This is a genomic window from Ureibacillus sp. 179-F W5.1 NHS (assembly GCF_045369345.1).
Lineage (GTDB): Bacteria > Bacillota > Bacilli > Bacillales_A > Planococcaceae > Ureibacillus > Ureibacillus halotolerans.
Map to the genome: position 1 here is coordinate 1 of NZ_JBIQFG010000042.1, position 19,378 is coordinate 19,378.

General features: G+C 36.5%; 20 protein-coding genes. 4 read left to right on the forward strand and 16 right to left on the reverse strand.

Going from position 1 to position 19,378, the window contains the following annotated elements:
• Positions 1-118: 118 nt before the first annotated feature.
• Positions 119-1,804 (reverse strand): hypothetical protein, encoded by a 1,686-nt coding sequence (locus ACH0B5_RS14845; RefSeq protein WP_122971797.1) that lies wholly within the window; start codon positions 1,802-1,804, stop codon positions 119-121.
• A gap of 171 nt (positions 1,805-1,975) precedes the next feature.
• Here ACH0B5_RS14845 and ACH0B5_RS14850 point away from each other — a divergent pair, with 171 nt between their 5' ends.
• The 4 genes from ACH0B5_RS14850 (at position 1,976) to ACH0B5_RS14865 (ending at position 5,988) form a co-directional block, all read left to right on the forward strand.
• Positions 1,976-2,539: a lysoplasmalogenase gene (locus tag ACH0B5_RS14850; RefSeq protein ID WP_122971835.1), complete on the forward strand. Its 564-nt coding sequence runs from the start codon at positions 1,976-1,978 to the stop codon at positions 2,537-2,539.
• Between the two features lie 28 nt (positions 2,540-2,567).
• A complete protein-coding gene (gene pepT / locus ACH0B5_RS14855; RefSeq protein ID WP_406928038.1) occupies positions 2,568-3,797 on the forward strand; it encodes a peptidase T in 1,230 nt (409 codons plus the stop codon).
• Positions 3,798-3,910: 113 nt separating this feature from the next.
• Complete coding sequence (locus ACH0B5_RS14860; protein WP_122971795.1) at positions 3,911-4,882, forward strand: DMT family transporter; 972 nt, start codon at positions 3,911-3,913, stop codon at positions 4,880-4,882.
• A 398-nt stretch (positions 4,883-5,280) separates the two neighbouring features.
• On the forward strand, positions 5,281-5,988 hold the full coding sequence (locus ACH0B5_RS14865) for a Fe-S oxidoreductase (RefSeq protein WP_122971794.1): 708 nt from the start codon (positions 5,281-5,283) through the stop codon (positions 5,986-5,988).
• 79 nt (positions 5,989-6,067) lie between these two features.
• On the opposite strand, the gene ACH0B5_RS14870 is transcribed toward ACH0B5_RS14865, so the two are convergent.
• From ACH0B5_RS14870 to phnH, 15 genes are all read right to left on the reverse strand, one after another.
• Positions 6,068-6,757, reverse strand: a complete 690-nt coding sequence (locus tag ACH0B5_RS14870) for an N-acetyltransferase (protein ID WP_122971793.1) — start codon at positions 6,755-6,757, stop codon at positions 6,068-6,070.
• Position 6,758: 1 nt separating this feature from the next.
• Positions 6,759-7,877: a mandelate racemase/muconate lactonizing enzyme family protein gene (locus tag ACH0B5_RS14875; protein ID WP_122971792.1), complete on the reverse strand. Its 1,119-nt coding sequence runs from the start codon at positions 7,875-7,877 to the stop codon at positions 6,759-6,761.
• A 16-nt stretch (positions 7,878-7,893) separates the two neighbouring features.
• On the reverse strand, positions 7,894-9,024 hold the full coding sequence (locus tag ACH0B5_RS14880; protein ID WP_122971791.1) for an amidohydrolase: 1,131 nt from the start codon (positions 9,022-9,024) through the stop codon (positions 7,894-7,896).
• 162 nt (positions 9,025-9,186) lie between these two features.
• Positions 9,187-9,330, reverse strand: a complete 144-nt coding sequence (locus tag ACH0B5_RS14885; protein ID WP_158599686.1) for a hypothetical protein — start codon at positions 9,328-9,330, stop codon at positions 9,187-9,189.
• A gap of 192 nt (positions 9,331-9,522) precedes the next feature.
• Entirely contained in the window at positions 9,523-10,374 is an 852-nt protein-coding gene (locus ACH0B5_RS14890) for a PhnE/PtxC family ABC transporter permease (protein WP_241559303.1), read from the reverse strand.
• On the reverse strand, positions 10,374-11,165 hold the full coding sequence (locus tag ACH0B5_RS14895) for a PhnE/PtxC family ABC transporter permease (protein ID WP_341361498.1): 792 nt from the start codon (positions 11,163-11,165) through the stop codon (positions 10,374-10,376). The genes ACH0B5_RS14890 and ACH0B5_RS14895 overlap by 1 nt, the downstream gene beginning before the upstream one ends.
• A 15-nt stretch (positions 11,166-11,180) precedes the next feature.
• A complete protein-coding gene (gene phnC / locus ACH0B5_RS14900) occupies positions 11,181-12,014 on the reverse strand; it encodes a phosphonate ABC transporter ATP-binding protein (protein ID WP_122971789.1) in 834 nt (277 codons plus the stop codon).
• A 105-nt stretch (positions 12,015-12,119) separates the two neighbouring features.
• Positions 12,120-13,226 (reverse strand): PhnD/SsuA/transferrin family substrate-binding protein, encoded by a 1,107-nt coding sequence (locus ACH0B5_RS14905; protein ID WP_122971788.1) that lies wholly within the window; start codon positions 13,224-13,226, stop codon positions 12,120-12,122.
• A 114-nt stretch (positions 13,227-13,340) separates the two neighbouring features.
• Positions 13,341-14,159, reverse strand: coding sequence for a PHP domain-containing protein (locus tag ACH0B5_RS14910; RefSeq protein ID WP_338322895.1), 819 nt, complete (start codon positions 14,157-14,159; stop codon positions 13,341-13,343).
• Positions 14,143-14,841 carry a phosphonate C-P lyase system protein PhnL gene (locus tag ACH0B5_RS14915; RefSeq protein WP_122971786.1) on the reverse strand — a complete coding sequence of 233 codons (699 nt, stop codon included), beginning with the start codon at positions 14,839-14,841 and terminating at the stop codon, positions 14,143-14,145. The genes ACH0B5_RS14910 and ACH0B5_RS14915 overlap by 17 nt, the downstream gene beginning before the upstream one ends.
• Positions 14,842-14,856: 15 nt before the next feature.
• Positions 14,857-16,032 (reverse strand): phosphonate metabolism protein PhnM, encoded by a 1,176-nt coding sequence (gene phnM / locus ACH0B5_RS14920; RefSeq protein ID WP_122971785.1) that lies wholly within the window; start codon positions 16,030-16,032, stop codon positions 14,857-14,859.
• Between the two features lie 11 nt (positions 16,033-16,043).
• The gene (locus ACH0B5_RS14925; protein WP_406928039.1) at positions 16,044-16,880 is read right to left on the reverse strand and encodes an ATP-binding cassette domain-containing protein; all 837 of its coding nucleotides are present in this window, start codon (positions 16,878-16,880) and stop codon (positions 16,044-16,046) included.
• The gene (locus ACH0B5_RS14930; protein ID WP_122971783.1) at positions 16,870-17,721 is read right to left on the reverse strand and encodes an alpha-D-ribose 1-methylphosphonate 5-phosphate C-P-lyase PhnJ; all 852 of its coding nucleotides are present in this window, start codon (positions 17,719-17,721) and stop codon (positions 16,870-16,872) included. The genes ACH0B5_RS14925 and ACH0B5_RS14930 overlap by 11 nt, the downstream gene beginning before the upstream one ends.
• Positions 17,714-18,805 (reverse strand): carbon-phosphorus lyase complex subunit PhnI, encoded by a 1,092-nt coding sequence (locus ACH0B5_RS14935; RefSeq protein ID WP_122971782.1) that lies wholly within the window; start codon positions 18,803-18,805, stop codon positions 17,714-17,716. Before ACH0B5_RS14935 ends, ACH0B5_RS14930 begins: the two co-directional genes overlap by 8 nt.
• 2 nt (positions 18,806-18,807) lie before the next feature.
• A complete protein-coding gene (gene phnH, locus ACH0B5_RS14940) occupies positions 18,808-19,371 on the reverse strand; it encodes a phosphonate C-P lyase system protein PhnH (protein WP_122971781.1) in 564 nt (187 codons plus the stop codon).
• Between the last annotated feature and the right edge of the window lie 7 nt (positions 19,372-19,378).

A 19,378-nucleotide genomic window follows, 5' to 3' on the forward strand; every position in this document is an offset into this window, starting at 1 on the left:
TATTATTTTTTCTCGACATAGAAAAATCCCCTTTAAGTAAAATGTTATCTACAGCGTACTGTAGTTTTTTTAACATTGTCTACTTAAAGGGGATAATATCATCTGTCAGGTTTTTGTATTAAGGTGCCGCTATTCCTTCTATTACCATCTCTTTTACAGGAAGGAATAATTCACCCGTTGCGTAATAAGTAATCGCAACTTGATCCCCTTCTTGTAAATAAATAACTAAAGGAACATTTTGCGTGCTAACCGTAAAGTTTTGACCAGTATTTAATAAGAATGAAACGACCGTATAATCACCTACCCGTTCTTTATACACCCGTTCAACTTGCCCTGTAATGGTAGCCTCTTCGGAATTGGATGTTCCATCAACGGTACCTCCACCACGACTAAGGGCAGTTTTATACTGCTTTAAAGCATCATTTGGTGTCGTACCATAAGCTGAAATTTCAGGGTTTGCTGCTGATACGATAAAGTAGTTTTGTAAAAATCCATTCGAGTCTAAAACTGGAGCTAACCAGCTTGCTTCACCATAGAAGTTATATAAAATTGGCATTTCACCTTGCCATTCTTTTTCGATAAATTTCTTTTCAATGATATCTAGAGCTCCTTGGGAATCCATATATGATTCTTCCAGACTTCCTGTAAAGTAAGTCGATTCACCTGTACGGGCATTCGTTAATGAATATCCTAACATCGAATCTACCCCTTCTTTAGGGCTTGTAAAATCAGTGAAATAATACATTTCACCCTTTTCATTGAAAACTGGGCTTACATTAGCTTCTGTTCCTTCGTCAGAAGGTATCTTCACGTCTTTTTTACCGAATACGCTATTCCAGAAACCATGAACGTATTTACCAAAATAACTATTTTGAAGACTAACCGATTCAGGAGATACCGCTCCGTCAATAAATTCAGGTACTTCATCTAAAGTTAATACTTCTGAATCTCCTGTCTCTGCGTCAACCATAACAATCCCCTTAACATCAAATCCGTTGCGGGCCGTAACGAACTCACCGTAAGAGCGAATGTAATATGGTTTCCCATCATCATCTACTTCCAACTGAGGTTCTCCATAGAAAATTAAAGTTGGATTTTCAAGACGCATATGACGTTCTAAATTATGATTTAAAAAGGCAGACGGTACATAAGCCATTTCTGCTTCTACAAACTTCGGATTATCCGTCGAATCTGTAGCGCTCATCGTGAAATAACCAGGTGTCGTTTTACCGTTAAACCATTTGAAGAACCCAGAGAATTCAACAGGCGCAATATAAACATATTCATCGTTTACTTTTTGAATTTGTAAATTTCCTAACTGATAGTAACTAGTATTTGGTACTTGCCCAAAGGCTTTTTTCATTTTATTTTCCGCAAATCGTGGCGGTACGCTAGCAGGTGTTTGTGTTTCATCGAACGGTTCAATTTCAACCTGTTCATCCATTTTTGCAGATTCATATTTTTCATTTGCATTCCAAAGAGGAGCAGATAATAAATACCCTAATAAAATTAAACTAGCTAAAAAAACAATTCCTTTAAAGGTTTGTTCAACTCCAGTAGATAAAACAGCACCTATTAATGCTAAAACTGGTAATATATAGACAAAGATAGTCCAGTGTAGATCAATTTTTGTTATATATAGTATTGCTAAACAAATAATAAAACTTGCTATTAGAACACTGATTAACGTTTTAACTAATTGCTGAGTCGTTAATTGCCCTTTATAAATCTTTTTGGAAAGTGGGACAATGAGAATCGTTGCAATCACAGCAGCTATTAGCGCCAAAATGAGAGTCTGTGTCAATAGAATCACCCTTTCTTATATCTCTTTTACGGAATAGCCCCTTAAATAGTTTCATAAATAATTAAAAAAGGAGTGTTCATTATCGTATTACACAAATGGATAATTGGTTTATTTATTGTTTTCGGGTTTTATTACGTCTTTTTATTAGACACCATTAGCGATCCGTATGTAATGGTATTTAAATTAATACCGATGGTTTTAGTCATTTTGTTAGCTTTTCTATTTAAAGTTGAGCATATTATCCCTTATAAAACATTAATGATTATTGCTCTTATATTTTGTGCCATCGGGGATTATACATTGCAATGGTTTATCATTGGGCTTATTAGTTTCCTAATCGGTCATATTTTTTATATTCGAGCTTTCCTATCAACGAAAGAACAGGCTACTCCTTTATGGGTAAAGGTTATCCTTATCGTATATGGAGTTATTATGTTAATTTGGATTGGCGGAACTTTAATTCAGAAAAATGAGCTTATTTTAGCATGTGCAGTTACAATTTATATGTTTGTCATATTAACGATGGGGTGGACCTCCTTTAGAGCAGGCTCTAAATATGCTGTAGCCGGGGCGATATTATTTATTATTTCCGATTCTATATTAGCTATTAACAAGTTTGTTATAAACGTAGAATTTTCCCATCAGCTTATTATGCTAACTTATTATAGTGCACAATTATTAATGGCTTTGAGTATTCCAAATTATTCCGCAATTCGAAGCAACGTGATACAATAGAAGCACTAAACAATGAGGGGGATTATCCATGAAAGAAACAGTCATTGAACGATTAATTCGCTACGCTAAAATTGATACACAATCAGATCCAGAAAGCTCTACAACACCTTCTACTGAAAAACAATTTGATTTATTAAATCTATTAAAAGATGAACTAGAAGAAATCGGGCTAACAGAGATCACATTAGACGAAAATGGATATTTATTTGCCACTTTACCAGCTAATACGGACAAAGACATTCCAACAATCGGTTTCCTAGCACACGTTGATACGTCTCCCGACTTTTCTGGAACAAACGTAAATCCTCAACGTATCGATAATTATGATGGTGGAGATATTCGACTAAATGATGAACTTACAATGTCTCCTAGTTACTTCCCAAATTTAAAAAACTATGTCGGTCAAACACTAATTACGACGGACGGTACGACTCTGTTAGGAGCCGATGACAAAGCCGGTATTGTTGAAATAATGACTGCCATGGAATATTTAGTACAACATCCAGAGATTAAGCATGGCAAGATTCGTGTTGCGTTTACGCCTGATGAAGAAATCGGCCGTGGACCTCATAAATTTGATGTAAAAGCTTTTGGAGCGGATTATGCTTATACAATGGATGGCGGTCCACTAGGTGAACTGCAATATGAAAGTTTTAATGCTGCTGGCGTTAAAGTAACAACTCGTGGTACTAGTGTCCATCCGGGTTCAGCAAAAAATAAAATGGTAAATGCGATTACTTTAGCCATTCAATTCCAAAATTCTATGCCAAAGGAAAGCGTTCCTGAAAAAACAGAAGGCTATGAAGGTTTTATTCATTTAATGAACTTCAACGGTCATATTGAAGAAGCAAAACTTTCATATATTATTCGTGATCACGACCGTGAAAAATTCGAAGCGAAAAAGGCCCATTTCCTAGAAGTTGAACAAATGGTGAAAAACAAGTACGGCGAAGATGCGATTACTGTTGAAATTGAAGATCAATACTATAACATGCGTGAAAAAATCGAGCCCGTTAAAGAAATCGTTGACATCGCCTACAAAGCAATGGAAAATTTAAATATCGAACCAATCATTGAACCTGTTCGTGGAGGTACAGATGGTTCTCAACTATCCTTTATGGGTCTCCCAACTCCAAACATCTTTGCAGGTGGGGAGAACATGCATGGTAAATTTGAATTTGTATCTGCTGAAACAATGGAAAAAGCAACAAGAGTGATTTTAGAAATTATCCGATTGTACGAGGAACAAGCAAAATAATACATTTTACGAAGTAAGATTTGTTTTCTTACTTCGTATTTTTATCGATATAATAGTTGGAAAATTCAGTTTACATACTTCGTTAAATCTTGAATAGGAAGTAGGTTGTTTAATTGAAAGAGATTGCTTTAGGTATATTAGCCGCATTATTCTTCGCTGTCACATTTGTCTTAAATCATTCAATGGAATTGGAAGGTGGCAGCTGGCTTTGGAGTTCTTCATTACGTTACTTCTTCATGCTTCCTTTTCTATTAATTATCGTATTTTCACGAAAAGGATGGAAACCACTTACGTTTGAAATAAAGTCCCAACCAACTAAATGGTTACTTTGGAGTTTTGTAGGGTTTGGATTATTCTACGCCCCCCTTACCTATGCAGCTTCCTTTGGACCTGGTTGGCTCGTCTCTGGAACATGGCAATTTACTATTGTGGCTGGTGTTTTATTAGCTCCCCTATTTGTTACAGTTATAGATGGAGTAAATGTTCGTCAAAGAATACCCATTCTATCATTAATTATTTCTTTTGTAATATTAATAGGGATATTCCTAATTCAAATACCACAAGCACAAACTTTATCATTTAAAACGTTTATACTCGGTATTTTACCGGTTTTAATCGCTGCCTTTGCCTATCCGTTAGGAAATCGAAAAATGATGGAAGTATGTGGAGGACGACTCGATACGTATCAACGAGTTCTTGGTATGACTATCGCCTCTTTACCGATTTGGATTTGTCTTGCAATCTATGCCCTAATGACAGTCGGGCTCCCTTCTGGAAATCAAGTTTTTCAATCTTTTATAGTAGGAATTAGTTCAGGAGTTATTGCTACGACTTTGTTCTTTATTGCAACGGATCGTTCCCGTGAGGATCAAGGAAAATTAGCTGCCGTTGAAGCAACCCAATCAACCGAAGTTCTATTTGCCATTATGGGAGAAATGCTTTTATTAGGTATTCCTTTACCAACCCCAATTGCATTAATAGGAATCGTAGTTATTATTTTGGGCATGTTATTACATAGTTATCACACCATGCTCGTTGCAAAAAAATCGGTGCTAAAAGAAAAAGAGGCCGAGCTTCAAAGTTGAAGCCGGCCTTATAAAGTGTCCCAACGTTCAATTAGGGGGGAGAACGTTAGATTAGTATACTGGAGAAAAGCTTACTACATTTAAGTAATAAGTTTTTGTTTATACGATAATGATAATCATTTTCATTTAAAATGTCAACATTTTTACCAATTTTTTAATATTGTTATAACGATTCCCTTTAATATAGCCATTCAAATACTTAAAATTGGCATTTCCATACCGATTCCGTTACCTATATTTGAAAAAATCTCCCATTATCCCTTTTTTCTAATAGACGGGAAAAAGAACTTCTCTGTTCCATCATTTAAAATTGGTTCATGATCCCCCTTACTATGTGTTAAAACTTCATCAAAAAAGACGAAAATGTTATAGTTAATGTAAAAAAGAAGGTGAACGAAATGCCTGCCCTTACCTATGAACAAATACGTGTTTTAAACTCCTTTAGTATTTTTACAGAGGACCCTGAACGCCCATTATTTACATTAGAAAATTTACATAGAGATTTTTATTTAACCGATTTTAGAAATTTAATGATGGGGATCACGCAAGCAAATACAGAAGCTGCTGCCATTTCCCACTTTGGAAGACGGTTTGGAATGTTCATTGCTACCCAATTTCATATGCTAGCGATGTATGATGAAATATGGGATGGTAAAAGGGAAGATATTCGATATAGTCTGATTAATGAATTTGGTGTCAATACCCTCGGTACTTTCATCACACCTAACGATTTCCGTTATGTGGAAGATAATGAACGGGAATATGTCATTGGTAAATTATTATATCAATGCCATGAAGTCATTTTGCAATTACGAAAAACAACTTCCATCTCCCCTTTAACTTTATGGGAAAATATTTTTGGATATATGTTGTGGAATTATTATGAACTGCTGGAAAATCCATTACTTGCTGACCGCGCTTTTGAGGATCTAGAAATTTTAGAAGATACGAAAGTATGGCAACGTTTTTCAAATAAATCGTGGTTTTACCAATATACAGGGGGAAAAATTCCAGCCCAATTAGTAAATAAACCTTTACGGAAAAGTTGCTGTTTTTCAAAGGATGTTCCTGGCTTATTGCGATGTGAGTTTTGCCCGATGAAATAACGAATAAAAAACGCATGAGTGTTATTTTTTTTCAACATTCATGCGTTTTTTCTATAAATAATTATTACTGCTGCACTTTTTATCTTTTCTTCTTGTAAATAACTACCCAATCATTTTCTAACGATTTCATTGCAACCCCTATAAATCCTTCTTGTATAAGCCTTTGTTGAGTTTCTATATCGCCCATCGAAATCGTTACCGGTTCATCTTCATAGATTGGTTCTTCACGTAAGTCTAAAGCAAAAACATAACGTAATTTCCCACCATAAATATATTTTAAAGCAACTATATAAAACCCTTGGGCAAATTTATCTTTTAAACTCGCAATATTATAAGGCATGACGGTTGCCGCTAGATAATCATATTGATTCATATCGATTTGTCGCATAATCACTTTCGCTAATGTTTTTTGTAAACCATACCCTCGATAATCGGGATGGACGTTGGATATTTCTTGATAAAGAACTCGTTTCAAATCTGATTCATCTACTAATCCAATATCATATCCTAAATGTTTTTCATCGATTTTTGGAGCTACTACTGCACGGAATGCGATTAATGTCTCCCCAACAAATGCACCGATGATTAATCCACTACCTTCGAGCATAACTAAAAATTCTTCTTCAGATAACGGTTGTAGAATGTCTTTATTAGGCAAGGCATCATAAACAACCTCTTGCAAATCAAGTACTTTTGGCAAATGACTTTTATCGAGTACTTTCACAAAAAATGGTTGCTTGTCCAACAAGCCTTCATAAATTCTATTCACCCTACTCACCTACTTTGTCCGAATGTTGGGTAAGTTGGGTAAGTATTGCTTCATTCACCTCTACACCTAAACCAGGACGTTCATTTAATTGAATAAATGGAATGATATAGCTTTTCTTTAAATCTCCTAAATCTTGAGAGAACTTAACAGGACCAGTCAATTCCACACTTTTTATAATTTTCTTTGAGAAAGCTACATGGAAACCTGCTGCTGAGCCAATTGAAGATTCAACCATTGATCCAACTTGACATTCGATCCCTGCCATCTCAGCCATATTAGCAAGTTTCATTGCAGGGTATATACCACCGCACTTCATTAACTTAATATTGATTTTATCGGCCGCTCGTTTCGCAATAATTTCTCGCATGTCGTGCATATCACGAATTCCTTCATCAATCATAATTGGTACTGTAGATTTTGCCTTAATTTCCACCATAGCATCGATATCATCTTGTAATACCGGTTGCTCTAACCAATCAATTCCTAACCCTTCCAAATGACGTACAGCTTGAAGGGTATTGGCGCTATTCACCCAGCCTTGGTTCACATCTACGCGAATGGCGATTTCTTCTCCGACGCGTTCACGAACCGCTTTAATTCGCTTTACATCACCAGCAACATCCACACCGACTTTCATTTTAAATGACCGATAACCTTCATTCACCTTTTCTTCGGCTTCATCCGCCATTTTGTCTGGATCATCGATACTTAATACGTGGGTTACTGGGAATTTTTCATGATAACGTCCACCTAATAATTGATAAACAGGAACTCCTAATTTTTTTCCTACTACATCAAAACAAGCAATATCGATAGCTGCTTTAGCAGCAGGTGCTTTGTGTACCTTTTTATCCATCATTTCATGAATTTTTTCAAATTCCATTGGATTTTGACCAATGATAGATGGTGCCAACGTATACTTCAACATAGCATAAGTAGAGTCAGGTGTTTCCCCAGTAATATGTTCATCTGGAACACATTCTCCCCAACCTACAAGGCCACATTCGGTTGTCAATTTTACGATAATTGATTGAATATGAGGGTAAGTAGCGTAACTAATAATGAACGGTTTAATTAAAGGTAAATTTACTGCAAAAATTTCAATTTGTTTAATTTTCATTATTCTAAACTTCCTTTTATCTCTCTTTAGTCGTTATCCTTTTTGCTGCATTGCTTAGTAAAGTTGTTAATACATTTGCTCCTGTAATCAACGCCTCTTTATTGAACGTCATTTTAGGGTGGTGTAATCCAGGTGCTAAATCTGCCCCGATACCGATCATTGTCGCTTTTAAATGGGGACGTAAAACAGTATAGTAATGGAAATCATCGCTCCCTGGTGTGGAAATTGGTTGCTCTAAGCATTCCATCCCTAGCGACTCGATAATGGAAGCTTTCGCCATTTCCATTGCTTCCGCAGAAACTTCTGCTCCCGGCGTTTTATCAACCCAATCCCAACAAATCTTCACTCCAAACATGTCACCTATCGACTTAAACCCTCCCTCGATTCGTTGTTGAATTTCGTCCAAAACTGCATTCTTTTGGGCACGTACATCCATCGAGAAAGTCGCATTTCCAGGAATAATGTTTGTGCTTCCTCCATCCGCGACGATTTTTGTCAGCTTCGCACTATATACTTCAAAAGGATTAATATAAATATTCTTTAACATCTGTTGGATTGCAAAAATAACATCTATTGCATTTTTTCCTTGGTGCGGTCTGGCACCATGGGCATCTATCCCATGAATGGAACCATTCAAAAATAACGCTGCCCCATGGTGAATAGCAGGGGTAATTTTCCCAAGAGGTAATTCTTCTATTGGACGTAAATGAACTCCGAACAAGTGCGATACATCATCTACAACTCCACGTTTGACCATTTCAATTGCTCCACCGCCTGTTTCTTCGGCCGGTTGAAAAATAAATCGAATTCGTTTATTTAAAGGTTGATCCTTTAACTGAAGGAGTGCACCTAAAACGATAGAAATATTCGCATCATGTCCACAAGAATGGTTCGCACGCATTTCTCCATCTACTTCTTGCCATAATGCATCAATATCTGCCCTTATTGCAATCACTTCTTTTCCTTGACCGATTTCAGCAACAAGACCCGTTAAATCAGAAAATAATTTATAATTGACTCCCATTTCATCTAAAATCGATGCAATTTTTTTAGTCGTCTCTACTTCTTTCCAACTAACTTCTGGATTTTCATGAAAATGCTCAAACCATCCATAGATAACTTCTTCGTATGTTCTAACCTGACCCATGTTTTCGCACCTCGATTTTCAATTCACTTATTCTATTATACATAACCACCTTATAAATATTAACCGCTTCTGCCTACCAATCAAAATTAAGAGAAAGGAAGGAGATGATATGTAATAAAAAAACGACAAATTCCTTAAAGGATTTGTCGCCGCCAACAGATTTTATAAATCGGAGAAGAACCCAGGTGGATATTCTTCGTAATGATTTGATTCCTCATCTATACTTTCTTCCATTTCGTCAAATTCTATTTCTAATTTCTCATCCAATAAATAAGTTTCAAACCTAGATAATAATAAATTATTCACCTTGTGCAACACTCCTTAGTTTGAATTTTCAGATATTTTATATCATACACAGTTTACCCTTCAAATACAACAAGATACTGTTAAATATGCAATAAAAGTATTAAAACAATCTCAATTTGCGATAAATGATTTCCACAATGATTTGAACGTAAAAAAATCCCCCTTTTATAGAGGGACTTCAACCATTCCTTTTTATGATTTACTTCCTATTAATTTATTTTTAATACGGATGGAAATGAACTCTAAAATAAGCGCAATAAGTAATGCGAAATAAGTAATCATCCCTACTTCATGTAAATCATAATAGAAGCTTGATGCCATAAACAACTCAAATCCAATACCACCTGCAGCCGCAGCCGCTCCCATCGCGATTGCTACACCATAGTTTGTTTCAAAGCGAAGGAATGTCCAGGACACCATATAAGACGAAGTTTGGGGTAACACAACATGTACGATAATGTGCCACCATTTTGCTCCAGTCGCACGTAATGCTTCAATCATTCCTTGATCAATCTCTTCAAAGGACTCGGCATAGGCTTTTGTTAAATAGGCAATGGTATGTAACGTCATCCCTAAGATTGCCGCCACACTACCTAGCCCCGCTACGATAGCAAAGATTAATACCCATAATACGGTAGGTACCGCGCGAATAAAGGAGTTAAAAGCAATAATGATATTCGAAATGTAGGAAGGCATTAAATTTTTTGCACTTAGTATCGCTAAGAAAAAGGAAATTACTGCACCAATTAATGTAGATAAAAAGGCCAATGCTAACGTAATTAAAATTTGATATAACGCTGCACTTATCGTAACTTGACTTAAAGCTGGCTGTAAAAACATCATTTTTAAATTGTCTAAAGTATAGAAAATAGCCGTTTGTATATCAATCGCGCCATATTCTAAAAAAAATGGTGCTACAATCGTAAATAGAACGAGAAAGCTTAAAATAGAGTGCAACACAAAATTTGAACGATTAAACGTCTTTATTTGAATCTTGCCATTTCGCACCTTAATATTACTCTGCATGGATGAGGTAGCCTGCATTATAAAATGAGCCTCCTAACTTTATTTGAAATAAATTCAATAGTAATAACGACCACAATGATACAAATGGTAATTAAACCTACTGTTTCATAATCGAGTCGTTTATAATACAAATCGAACAAATAACCTATCCCAGTACCCGTTAATAACCCAACAAGGGTAGCACTTCTAATATTTGTATCAATCATGAAAAATAACCAACTGACCATTTGCGGCAAACTTTCAGGAAGTACCCCTCGGAAAACCATTTGGAAATATGTAGCCCCTGTCGCGTTCAATGCTTCAACAGATTCCATACTTGCTTCGTCTATAGTTTCGATAAACGCACGAACTAAAAAACCAAAAGTAGTAAAGAATAGCGCAAAATAACCTGTTACAACATTATGACCGAAGGAAATGACGAGCACTAATGCCCATGCCACGACCGGAATGTTTCGGAATACAGATGCAATAAATCGTGAAAATACTGCAAGGGGTTGATTTACTTTCGTTGTTTTCGATCCAAATAAAGCGAAGAACAGTGCAAACAAACCAGCTGTTGTTGTTGAAATAATTGATAATACAATCGTTTCCCATAGTTTCGCTAATACTTTAGAGAAATTTTCCATCGCTTCAGCACCAGGAATTAAATTCGCGGCCATCCAAGCAATCGTTCCAGGTATAGATTGAAATCCTTCAACAAAATTAAAATCGGTTATCATCGAAGTCCCCATCGTAATGAGTAACATGATGAGTAACACTAAGGTCATATGAATTTTCTTTTTTTTAATTACATCAAGACGATTTTCCATTACTTTTGCACCGTCCTATTCCAAAATCAAATCTTCAATTTCTGATCCATAAATGTCACGGATAGCAGCGTTCGAAAGCTTTTCAGGTATACCATCGTAGACAATTTTCCCTTTATTTAACCCAATTACTCGATCAGAATATTTCAACGCTACATCGACTTGATGAAGATTGACTAATACGGTAATCCCCATCGTTTCACAAATATCCTTTAAATGATCCATGATGACCTTTGAAGCATTCGGATCGAGGGAAGCAATCGGTTCATCGCAAAGCAGTAGCTTTGGTTGTTGTACTAATGCTCTTGCAATTCCGACACGTTGCTTTTGCCCACCACTTAATTGATCGCATCGTTTATAGGCAAATTCTTTCATACCGAGTTTGTCCAAAATCGTTAATGCTAGCTCCTTTTCCTCTTCTGAAAAAAGACTAAACACACCTTGTATGGTCGATTTATAACCGAATCTCCCATGTAACACGTTCTCAAAAACAGTTAATCGTGATACTAAATTATAATGTTGAAACACCATGCCGATTTTCGAACGTTGTTTTCGTAAATCTGCCTTTTTTAAAAAGGTCATCTCAGTATTATCAAACACAATACTTCCACTTGTTGGGTCAATCATTCGATTAATGCATCTTAGAAAAGTTGATTTCCCAGCACCAGATGGGCCAATGATTGAAATAAACTCCCCTTGTTTTAATTCCATTTGAATATCTTGAAGAACAGGTGTGCCGCGATTATAACTTTTAAATAAATCTTGGACTTTTAAAATGACTTCGCCCTTCTGGACTTTTTTTGAAATCTCGGCTTTCGAAATGATTGGCTCCTTATTCAAAACCTGTTGCATTGTGACAACTCCTTTTTATTAACTCAAGCTTCTTTTAAACATCATAATAATTTTTAAAAAGAGAACTTATAAAGGTTTATAAGCTCTCTCTTTTCTTCTCAAAAATTATTTTGATAATTCACGGATTGGATCGAACCAATCGTCTTCAGCAGTTACAAATCGTTCATTTCCACCTTCAGATTTTTCGAATAAACCAGGTGTTTCAGATCCTTCTGGAACAAAAATTTCCTCATTGTTTGTAGTTTCATCAGAAGTAAATGCTTCTTCTAATGCCGTAATTTCCTCTGGGGAAAGTACAGACTCATTTACTACGAACGGAGCGTTTAATACTGGTGTTACAGAAATTAATGTAAATTCTTTACCAGTTAAATTGTTGAATGGAGCTGCTGCATCATCTTTTACTTTATAAACAGCACCTGGTGTATTAGCTTCCCCTTCTACTAATTCCACATAGTTTGATACACATGTATCACAGAAAGCAGAAACGTCAGAACGTTCCATTAACATGTTGACAGCGGAACCTTGGTGTGAATCACCAAATAATACTTCTGGGAATAAATCGTTCGATTCTGCTAAATCTTCTGCCGTTAAATCTTTGTACTCTTCTTGCTCTCCAAAGTGACTAATGATCGCTTCGGAAGGTACTTTAAATCCTGATGTTGATGAAGCTGATACGAACGAGAAACGTTTACCAGCAATTTTATTTATATCGAATTCGCCATTTGTTTTATATTCTTCGGCTTTATCTTTTGGTACTGCTAACCAGCTATAATATACTGCGTCATCAAGAGTTCCAGATGCACCAGATGGAACGACTAAAGGTTGTACGTCTGAACTTTTTTCATTTGCTTCGATATAACCTTGAGCTCCCATAAAGGCAACATGAGCATTGCCGTTTGCAATCGTTTCAATTGCAATCGCATAGTCTGTAGTTAATTTATGTTCTACTTCACGGCCTGTAGCTTCAGAAATTAATGAACCTAATGCATCACGGGCTGCTTTTAATTCGTTGCCCGACTCATTTGGATACCAAACAACCGTTAAGGGTTCGTCACTTTTTGAAGTTTCTTCGTTACTTGCATTTTCTTGATTACTTGATGTTTCATCATTTGCATTAGCATTGTCAGTATTTGCAGCCTCGGAGTTACAACCAACTAAGGCTAAAACTGCTAAAATACTCATGAAAATAATAGCAACAAACTTTTTCTTCATTTTAATCTCCCTTTAATTTCATAGTTTTTTGTAGATTGTATTCTACACAAATTATTAAAACACATATTTATCGGTTGAAAAGCAGTCTCCAAAACACTTAACAATTATTAACATCTATTTAATAAACGGGACATGCTCTATACTTTCCACTATATAATTTTCGCTATTTAAAACCGCGCCGTAACGCCCATGGTCATCAGAACCGCCCGTTAAAAATAGATTGTAATCTCGTGCAATTTTTACAATTCTATTAACTTGTTCTTCATTATGATCTGGATGAATAGATTCCACCCCTTTTAATCCATAGGGTACTAGTTCCTCTGCTATATCATAAGAATTCAATTGGCCTGGGTGAGCGACAACTGCGTACCCACCATCTGCTCCAATTGCTTTAACTGCTTCAAAGGCATCTAAATAGTCTATATCCCCGGAAGCTACCCCATTTCCTTTAAACAACGATTTATATAATGTCTGGTACTGTTTGGAAGTATATGGGCTATTTGTAAGAGCGTTCATAATATGTTGTTTATAAAGTACGCCTCCCTCTTTAACATAGGCCATAACCTGTTCTTCCGTAATATCGTATCCAGCAGATATAATTTGCTTTAACTGCCATAACGAATGCTCATGTCGTCTTTGCAAAAGTCGATCACACAACGCTTTAATATGATGATTTTGTTTGAAATCGTAGCCTAATATATGAACCTTTCGTTTTCTTTTGAAATCATAGGCTGAGATTTCAATACCCGGAATAAATTGAATATCATATTCTTTTGAAACCTTAAAGGCTTGTTCAATATGATCAGTCGTATCATGATCCACAATACTAATATGCGTTAAACCTTTATCCCTCGCCTTTTGAAATAACTCTTCAATCGTATCCGCACCATCTGAATAGGTGCTATGCATATGAAGGTCAATTTTCAACTGCATTCACCACCGCTTTTTGCATTGTAAATACTTCATCACATAAGCCGTCCATAAATTCTAAATCGTGGAAAATTCCGATTAACGTTGTTCCTTGTTGCTTTAATTTTTCGATTGATTCCCTTACCTTTAACTTTGAAACATCGTCTAGACTGGCTGTCGGTTCATCTAACAATAATAAACGGGGCTTTTTTATAACAGCTCTCGCGATATTGAGACGTAATTTTTCCCCACCTGAAAAGTAATTCGGGTAATTATTCCATAATGATTCATCTAAATCGAAATGTTTTAATGTTGCTTTTGCTTCTTTTATCGCCTGTTCGCTGTTCATTCCTGCTTCTAACGCAGATTGCTCGACCAGTTCAAATGCTGTTGTTCTCGGCATGACGGATAAAAATTGGGAAACGTATCCAATTTCATATTTTCGTAAATGAATCATTTCCCGAGGGGTAGCAGTTAAGATATTCATTTTCCCAAACTCTTCCGACTCATAATAAATAGCACCTGCCTGGGGCTGATACGTGCCGTATATACTTTTAAGAATTGTTGATTTCCCACTTCCACTTTTACCAACGATTCCTAGAAAGTGACCTTTTTTCACCGTAAACGAAATATCTTCAATTGCATGTAACCTTTTATTTAAATGATGAATTGTAAAATACTTTTGTAAACTCTCGACTTGTATCATAAACAACCCTCCCTTTTAACGATAATTTGTTTGCATAATCACTTTTCCATCAACCATTGTCGTTGTAATGGTCGGATATCCGTCGTCCAATTGCTCAATAATCAATAAATCCGCCTTCTTATTTTCTTCAATCGATCCAATTAAATGTCCTAAATTAACTGCACGGGCCGGATTGATCGTTACTAATTGGAATAGATAATGTAAATCTTCTTCGTACTTTTTGTTCATTTCAAAAATGCTGTGGAGCATTGCCGGAGGATAGTAGTCACTGCAAATAATATCGATTACCCTTGCTTGAATCGCCTCTGCTGCACTTAAATTTCCTGAATGGGAACCGCCAAGTAAAATATTTGGCGCACCAGCTATTGTTTGAAGTCCTATTGTCTTTGCTGCCTTTGCCACATCCAACGTAATAGGAAACTCACTTATCGTCGTTCCATAGGATTTAACAAGTTTTAATTTTTCAACTTCATCATCATCATGGGAAGCAACCGCAATATTTCTTTCTAACGCTAACTTACAAATTTCCTCTATTTGATCTAACGTTATTTTTTCTTTTTCAATTTGGCTTTCGATTAACGTATCCGCCTCTTGCTCCGTCATATTTCGATAACCGCGCATAATTTGTTTATAGATTTCAAGATTACGATATTGCCCTTGCCCTGGAGTGTGGTCCATAAATGATAAAAGATGTACTTTATCGTCTTGAATATTTTCAATCAACACCGGTAATTGATCTAAACAATCAATTTCAAAACGTGCATGTAAACGGTGACGAATTAAATGCTGACTTTGGTGGGAGTCATTGATGGCATTAACACATTTTTGAACATTTTCTGGATTTCGAATCGCTTTATGGGAGTATTTATCATCACCGTAATAGGATAAAGAGTGGAAAATCGTCGTAATCCCATGGGTCATTAAAATACGTTCACTTTCCCGCAACCCTAATGTCATATCCATCATCGAATTAGGGCGAGGTGATACAATTGTTTCAATATAATCAGAATGAATGTCCACAAAGCCTGGGGAAATGTATCCTCCGTTGGCATTCATTACAACGGCATCCGGATATTGCTCGACTTCTTTTTCATGAATAATTTTCGAGATGATATCATTTTCCACAACGATTGCATGATGCTTTAACATCTCTTTTTCAGTAACGATCGTGCCATTGGTTAATATGAACATAACGACGCCTCCTAAAGTAATGAGTAAACAAGTTGCTGTGTATAAGCATGTTGTGGGTCTTCTAAAATTTGATCTGTTAAGCCTTCTTCAATGATTTGTCCATTTAACATAACGACCGTTCGATCTGCTAGCATACGAATGACTGCTAAATCATGGGATACGACAATCATTGAGATTTGCATTACTCGTTGTATCGTTTTAATCAAATCTAGAACAGCTGCTTGAACCGATAAATCCAAGCCCGTTGTCACTTCATCTAGCAAAAGAATTGGTGGATTACTAGATAATGCCTTTGCGATTTGGACCCGTTGTTGCATACCGCCAGAGAAATTTTTAGGTGGTTCTTTACTTCTCTTAATCGAAATATTTACTTTGTCTAATAACTCATTACTTCGATCTACCATTTGTTCTACATTGCGATTGCCCGCTGCTATTTGTTTTTCTGCAATATTGCTAATAGATGAAAAGTCCATCTTTAAGCCTAGCATCGGATTTTGATAAACCATTCCTAATAATGAGTTGCGAATAAATCTTTTCTGCTGCCCAGACTGGGTAAAAATATTTTCTTTCCCGTTAAAATAATCCGTTAAATAGCCTTCCCCAGTTGTTATTTCTTCATCGAAGTATAAACATTTCATCAATGTAGACTTACCACTACCACTTTCACCAACAATCCCTAAAATTTCACCCCGGTGTAGATCGATGGAAATATTTTTACATGCATAGACCGTTTTACAAACCGGACAGAAGTTTCTTTCTAACTTTGCATCTTCTTGTTGGCAATAAGAACACCCTTCACCGTATTGCTTCGATAAATTTTTTATTTGTAAAATTGGTTTATCGAACATGAACAGTCCCCCGCTTCTCTAAATATTCCTGCATAAAGCTCGTATCATTACATAAATAATACGTTTCTCCCGTTTGCTCATCGGTTAATTCATCTAGGAATACATCGGTTAATCCAGTAACTTTACATGCCTTCCCTTCAAATTTTTCAATTTCAAAAGGATAATCATCAAAGGCTAACGATTCTACCTTTGTATAAGGAGGTACTGCATAAATTTTCTTCTCTCGGCCTGCTCCAAAGAGAATGAGGGCGTCACTATTATGAATTTTTGGATTATCAAATCGGGGAATTGGACTCGGATTCATTACATAACGATCATGTACTAATACCGGATAATCCGCCCCTTGAGACGTTTGGTTATAGCGCATAATTTGCTCAAATAGTAACAACCACGCTCCACTATATTCCTTTTCCGCATGAAGCTGTTTTGTTTTGAACTCACTTCGCTCCACTGAACGAAGGGGTTCTGGCTCAGGAACTTGCAAAATCATAATTTGATCACTTCTTAATGGCACTTCCGGTATTCGGTGGCGGGACTGAATTAAAGTTGCTTCCTTTGTATGGATCGTTGTTTCAATTCCTGTTGTACCTTGCACTAATTTCTTTATATTAACGGCATTCACTGACTCATCAGAACCTTGGTCAATGACTTTTAACACATCACTTTGTCCAACTAGGGCAAGAGTAATTTGAAGTCCTCCCGTCCCCCATCCCCGACCAATAGGCATTTCCCTTGAAGCAAAAGGAACTTGATAACCAGGGATAGCCACTCCCTTTAAAACCGCTCGTCTTATTTCTTTTTTAGATTGCTCATCTAAAAATGCGAAAGGAAACTTATTCATTCGTGACACCTTCCCTTTTAATTTTCCGGATTTGCTCCAATTTCGATTGGAACGTTACATAATGAGGTAACTTCAAATGTGAGATAAATCCAGTTGATTCCACCGTATCCACGTGAAGGAGAACAAATTCCTCATCATGAATTGGCGTGTTTTCCGGGTTTTCTAATGCATGATCTAATATCGACATGGCAATTGCTTTCGTTTCGTTTTGACCAAAACAAGCACCGTAACCGATATCAAACTCTAAAACTTCTTTACCATCTTCACTGATATTAGCCGGAATGAACGACTCAACTTCCGTTAATTTAATTGAACCAATGTAATATTCATCTCCGTCTTCATCTAATGCAATATGAATCGGTTGATAACCTACCCGTACTTCCCCGACATTTGGATGGGAAGATCCGTAGCCTCGCAAACCAGCATAGCCAAGGGAAGTCACCGATCCAGTTTGACCACGAGTTAAAATTTGAAGACGTTCGCTTCGACTACTTGGAAAAGTTAAGCTTTCCTTCGTGATATCATCAGGTTCTTCGTCGTTTAAGGGAAATTCATTAATAAGTCCTTCTTTTCGTAAATAATCCATTACTTTAGGTAGTTTTTCTAAAGTTAACGAACTTTCCTCAGGTACTTCGATTGCCTCGAATTCTGCTTTTTTTCTTAAGACGTCTTGTTCTGTTTCCTCTACTAAAGAAAAATCTAGTAAGCGATGCAAATAGTCGTGGGATGCCCCTAGAATTTGACCTCCTGGTATATCTTTAAAACTCGCTGATATACGACGAATGACGAACATATCTCTAGCGTCCGTTACAGTAGAATAATATAGTCTTGGTAAAGTAGAGCGGTGGGCTCGTAACAAAAATACTGCCTCTTCTACATTACCTTCACTTTGTTTCATAGCCAGTGCTGCAAGACGCTCACTATAAAGACTGCTTTCTGACATCACTTGATCTAAGAAACCTCGCATTGTTGCTTTAATCGATTCAACATCAATGAATTTCCCTTCTTTAATACGTTCATAGGTTAAATGTTGAAGGGAAGCCTCGATCGCTTCCTGTCCACCTGTTACTGCTACATACCCCATCTTTACTTCACCTCCGTTACCTTTGTCGTTCTTGGTAGTGCCATCCCATAGCCATTTCGGTCAATAAATAGAACATCAATACCAAGGGGATATTCAACATTTAATTCATCTCTTATTTTTAGAAAACCCTTAGAAATATCCGCATGAATGACCGTTTTATCTTTAATGCCTGGCCCCATTAATTCCAGCTGTATTCCATCCATTAAATTGTCGACTTCAAAAAATAACGTTGCTGACTTTTGTGGATCCAAAAGATTTCCTTTTTTCGCTACTTTTAGATGCGCAATCTCATCGGAACATACTGTATTCGGAATAATAATAAAATCTGCTTCTTCTACTTTTGCTTCGTGACTTCCTGTATAAGCTTGAATCGATTGACCAACCTTCTTTTCACCTATTACTGCATACGTTACTTCGCCATCTAAAAGGGTTTGGCAAACAAGTACTGTTTGCGAATATAAAGGAGATAGTTCATTCGGGCTCTGTTCCAACTGAAGAATCTTCCCGGGAAAGGTCATGGCCTCCAAAATTTTTCGGAATGTACGTTGTGTACGATGTTCATCCATTTGTACT